Origin of the sequence: Kordia sp., from assembly GCF_045105435.1 — a bacterium.
GTDB lineage: Bacteria > Bacteroidota > Bacteroidia > Flavobacteriales > Flavobacteriaceae > Kordia.
Map to the genome: position 1 here is coordinate 1 of NZ_JBGCDL010000049.1, position 5,505 is coordinate 5,505.

The 5,505-nt window shown below is 33.7% G+C and carries 4 protein-coding genes; all 4 read left to right on the forward strand.

What is annotated here, in order from left to right; translation table 11 throughout:
- Positions 1-96: 96 nt before the first annotated feature.
- Complete coding sequence (locus tag AB8B65_RS02340) at positions 97-2,565, forward strand: DNA translocase FtsK (protein ID WP_405299200.1); 2,469 nt, start codon at positions 97-99, stop codon at positions 2,563-2,565.
- 1 nt (position 2,566) lies between these two features.
- Positions 2,567-3,208 carry a LolA family protein gene (locus AB8B65_RS02345; RefSeq protein ID WP_405299201.1) on the forward strand — a complete coding sequence of 214 codons (642 nt, stop codon included), beginning with the start codon at positions 2,567-2,569 and terminating at the stop codon, positions 3,206-3,208.
- Between the two features lie 5 nt (positions 3,209-3,213).
- Positions 3,214-5,214: an LptF/LptG family permease gene (locus AB8B65_RS02350; protein ID WP_405299202.1), complete on the forward strand. Its 2,001-nt coding sequence runs from the start codon at positions 3,214-3,216 to the stop codon at positions 5,212-5,214.
- 136 nt (positions 5,215-5,350) lie between these two features.
- Positions 5,351-5,505: 3,4-dihydroxy-2-butanone-4-phosphate synthase (locus tag AB8B65_RS02355; RefSeq protein ID WP_405299204.1), on the forward strand; the 155-nt coding region annotated here is incomplete at its 3' end.

The window sequence follows — 5,505 nt, forward strand, 5'->3', positions numbered from 1 at the left end:
GTATTTTACGGAAAAACGTTTCGCATAAACATTAATTTTAAATATCTTGCGGGTTAAGCATAATTTGCATTTTTTGTAGTAAATAGCAATTCCTAAATGGCAAAGAAAAAAACCGTAAAAAAAACTAAGAAAGCTCCAAAAGCTTCAAAATTCAAAAAACCTGATTTTACTTTTACCCGACAGCATCAAATTATATTGGGAAGTTTACTCATGTTGTTTGCAATAGCGTTGTTTATTGCGTTTGCTTCGTACTTTTTTACAGGTGAAGTAGACCAAAGTACATTAACGAATACCGACGGAAGTGCTAAACCACAAAATTGGATGCAACGCTTTGGTGCAAGTATGAGTAATTTCTTTATCTATGAAGGATTCGGAATTGCCTCTTTTATATTTGCTAGCCTGTTTTTCCTTACAGGATTGCATTTTTTAATGGATACGAAGAAAAAACTATTTTCAAAATGGTTTTGGGGAAGCATCATTGTCATTTGGCTTTCTGTCTTTTTAGGCTTTTTCTTTAATTCGGCGCCAATCTTAGGCGGAACTATCGGTTTTGAAATCAACTCGTATTTACAAACATATATTGGAAGTATTGGTGTTGGACTGTTGTTACTTTTTGGAGCCATTATTTATGCTGTATTGCGATTAAAGCTTACGCCAGAACACGTAACGGAATATATCAACAAAAGAAAGAATGATATAAAAGAAGATTTCGCTACAGCGGAAACAACTCAGACTACTAAAACGGAAGAAACAGAAGTAAAAGAAGCTACAACACCTACTGAAACGACTATTACAGAAAAAACTACTGTTCCGACAGCAGAAACGAAGAAAATAGAGGTTGAAAAGTCTGAATTTGAACTGTCAGTTGAAAATCTGCAACCAACGATCAAAAATCATTCTATAAAAGAAGAGAAAAAGGAGCTTGTAAAAGATACCTCTTTTGAAGTAGAAATTCCAAAGGAAGAGGAAGCAACTGAAATTCAGGTAGAAAAGGTTGTTGAAGAAAAAACGGTTACCGAAAACTTATCAGACAAACTTGTTAAAGAACATGGAGAATTTGATCCAACTTTAGAATTGGGCAATTTCCGTTTTCCAACCATTGAACTCTTAAAAGATTATACCAACGGAAGTTCTATCACCATCAATCAAGAAGAACTCGAAGAAAATAAAAACCAAATTGTTACTACACTGCGCAATTACAAAATAGAAATTGCAAGTATCAAAGCAACCGTTGGACCAACAGTTACACTATACGAAATCATTCCAGAAGCAGGTGTCCGTATTTCTAAAATTAAAAACTTAGAAGACGATATTGCACTTTCGCTCGCTGCCTTAGGAATTCGTATCATTGCGCCAATGCCAGGAAAAGGAACTATTGGTATTGAAGTGCCAAATAAAAAACCTGCTATTGTTTCCATGCGATCAGCTATTGCATCTAAGAAGTTTCAAGAAGCAGAAATGCAATTGCCAATTGCCTTCGGAAAAACGATTAGCAATGAAACATTAGTGGTCGATTTAGCCAAAATGCCACACTTATTAATGGCTGGTGCAACTGGACAAGGAAAGTCGGTTGGACTGAATTGTATTTTGACATCAATTCTTTACAAGAAACATCCCGCTGAGGTAAAATTTGTATTGGTTGATCCGAAAAAAGTAGAATTAACGCTATTTAATAAAATTGAACGTCACTATTTAGCCAAACTTCCCGATGCAGGAGAAGCCATTATTACTGACAATTCTAAAGTAATTAACACACTAAATTCATTGTGTATTGAAATGGATCAGCGTTACGACATGCTCAAAAATGCATTGTGTCGTAACATTGTAGAATACAACACCAAATTCAAAGCGCGAAAATTGAATCCGAATGACGGACATAAGTTTTTACCATATATTGTATTGGTTGTGGATGAATTTGCCGATTTAATTATGACCGCAGGAAAAGAAGTAGAAACACCTATTGCACGTTTAGCGCAATTAGCACGTGCGATCGGAATTCACTTAATTATTGCCACACAAAGACCTTCGGTAAACGTAATTACAGGTATGATTAAGGCGAATTTCCCTGCCAGAGTCGCATTCCGTGTAATGTCGAAAATAGATTCACGTACCATTTTGGATAATTCTGGAGCCGATCAATTAATTGGTCGTGGTGATATGCTGTACACACAAGGAAACGATTTAATTCGTATACAATGTGCTTTTGTAGATACGCCAGAAGTAGAAAAAATAACCGATTTTATTGGCGCACAAAAAGCCTATCCTGACGCATTTATATTACCAGAATATTCTGGTGAAGAAAGTGGCACAAGTCTTGATATAGACATCGCAGATAGAGACAAATTATTCCGACAAGCTGCGGAAGTTATCGTAATTGCACAGCAAGGTTCAGCCTCGTTATTACAACGAAAATTAAAACTTGGATACAACCGTGCAGGACGTTTAATAGATCAATTGGAAGCAGCAGGAATCGTAGGTCAATTTGAAGGAAGCAAAGCGCGTCAAGTGCTTGTTCCAGATATTTTAGCTTTAGAACAATTATTAGAAAACGAAAAAAATGGATAAAATGAAAAAATTAGTTTTAGTGTTGGTATTAGGAGTGTTTGCATTCAATGTAAGTGCGCAGAATGCAGAAAAAGCAAAAAAACTATTAGATGAAGTTTCTGCCAAAGTAAATAGTTATGAAAACATTCAGATCGAATTTAAGTATGTATTAAATAACAAAGAAGCAAATACCAAACAAGAATCGAAAGGAAATGTAACACTTGAAGGTGACAAATATTTACTTAACTTCTTAGGATTTACAAAAATTTACGACACCAAAAAAGTATACACCATTGTTCCTGCAAACGAAGAAGTAACCATTTCAGATGCCGATGATGACGAAACAGGTTTATCACCTTCAGAAATGTTGACATTCTACAAAAATGGATATACGTACGAATGGGATATTTTACAAAATATTCGCGGAAGAAAAATTCAATACATCAAATTAACACCAACTAGTTCAGAATCAGATATTAAAACAGTTTTACTTGGAATTGATGTAAAAACAAAGCACATCTACAATTTATTAGAAACAGGAAAAAATGGTACAAATACCACTTTAACTGTTAATTCTTTTAAAACGAATCAGCCTTTATCAAAAAGCTTATTTATATTTGACGAATCGAAATACGATGATTATTATATAGATAAAAACGATTAGTCTACTTGAAAATATTAGATCGATATATACTTAAAAGTTATTTAATAACTTTCCTTACCGTGTTTGTAATATTTATGTTCATATTTATATTACAAACCGTTTGGCTTTTTATAGGAGAACTGGCTGGAAAAGGCTTAGATGTTGGAATTATTCTAAAATTCTTACTCTACACTGCGCCGAAACTAATTCCGCTCGTACTTCCATTAAGTATTTTGGTATCTTCTATTATGACTTTTGGTCGATTTGCAGAAAGCTACGAATTTGCTGCAATGAAATCAACGGGAATTTCATTACAACGCGCCATGCGAAGTTTGGTGGTATTCATCTTTTTACTAGGTATTGGAACGTTTTTCTTTAATGACAATGTCATTCCTTGGTCAGAATTTAAACAATACAACCTTCGTAAAAATTTAGCAAAAAAGAAACCAGCTTTAGCCATTGGTGAAGGTGTTTTTAACAACATCGGAAACATCAATATTAAGGTTGATAAAAAATACGGCGACAACGATCAGTTATTAGACAAAGTGATTATTCACGAGAAATCAAATGACAAGAAAAATCGTGTCGTATTAAAATCTAAAAAAGGAGAATTAAAAAGTAGACCAGATTCTGACATCTTACAAATGGTATTGTTTGATGGAAATCGCTATGAAGATGTAAAATCAACCGATCCGAAAGATATGTTGCGCTTGCAACACGCCAAAGTTTCGTTTGAAAAATACACCATGAACATTGACTTGCGCGAAGTAAATAAAGTCGATTTTACAGACGAAAGTAACGAAACTTACAAAATGTACAATGTGCGTCAACTTATTGATACTACGGCTTCTTACTATCAAAAGTACAAACAGGCAAAAATTGGATTTGGAGACAATATGTACAAACGTACAGGAATCATAATTATTGAAAAAGATTCTACCAATAGAGTACCTTTAGATTCCATAAGTGCGTCTGAAAATGTATTAGATATTCTTTCTTTAAAAAATAAAAAACGCGCTTTAGATATTTCCATCACAAGCATCAAAGGACGTCGCTCGACACTTGAAAATACAGAAAATCGCTTTAAGCGAATGGAAAAAAAGATGAATCATCATAAAATATTTATGCATGATAAATTTGCTGTTGCCATTGCTTGTATCATTCTATTCTTTGTAGGCGCGCCACTTGGAGCCATTATTCGCAAAGGTGGAATTGGTTTGCCTATGGTAATAGCCATCTGCTTATTCTTAGCCTATCACTTTATTGGAATCTTTGGAAAAAACAGTGCGGAAGATGGCAGTATTCCTCCCTGGCTGGGAACGTGGCTTTCAACGTTAATTATGTTTCCGCTGAGTATTTACTTTACACGCAGAGCTACTTCCGATCAAGGTTTGTTTAGCTTCTCGTTTAAAGAGTTATTTGTTAGACTTACTGAAGAAGAGGATGAGGAAGAAGAAGTTATTTCTGTTATAACTGAAATTACAGACTTAGACAGACAAAGTACTGAAAAATTCTCTGCATTAAATGATGCGAAATTGATGAATGTTGTTAAAAACTATCGTCAATACAACTATACAGAAGGCGAACGTAGTTTGGCAATTAGCATATTGGCTGATCGTGGTATTTCGGAACGCAGACTGAAGGTATTAGGATTTTTTGAAAATAAAACATATCAAAAGGCTACTGATAGTCACGAAAAATTCTTAAAAACATCCAAGCGTACGTTTTTATTTTATGTTCCTTTTGCAATTCTTAGTAGCGCCATTCCAGTTTTACTAAATAATGTTGTTATGGAAGATTGGTTGCTAATTATCTTGTTTACAATTTCAATAATTACTGGAATTTTATACCTATATAATTTTATAAAATCATTTTTCCACTTATATGATCTATCAAAAGCGCTAGGTGATGAAGGCGGTATTAACAATACAGTTCAAATTATATACTTTATAGGAATTCCGATTTACTTTATCATGTACTTTTTTATTAAAAACAGAATAAAACAAGCACTTGAAAGTATTGAATAATTATAAAATATACATTTGTACACTACAAAAATGATATTCTCATAAACTGTATAAATACTACCATAAATCTTTCGCATTCTTTATTTGATTTTTTTTAACAAGAATCACTATTTTTGTGAGCAAATTATACAACAACATGACATCAACCACAAAAGTGAAGCCTAATACACAATTACATAGCATCCACGAAGCCATTGAAGATATCCGACAAGGAAAAGTAATTATTGTAGTTGACGATGAAAATCGTGAAAATGAAGGTGATTTTTTAGCTGCTGCTGAAAAGGTAACGCC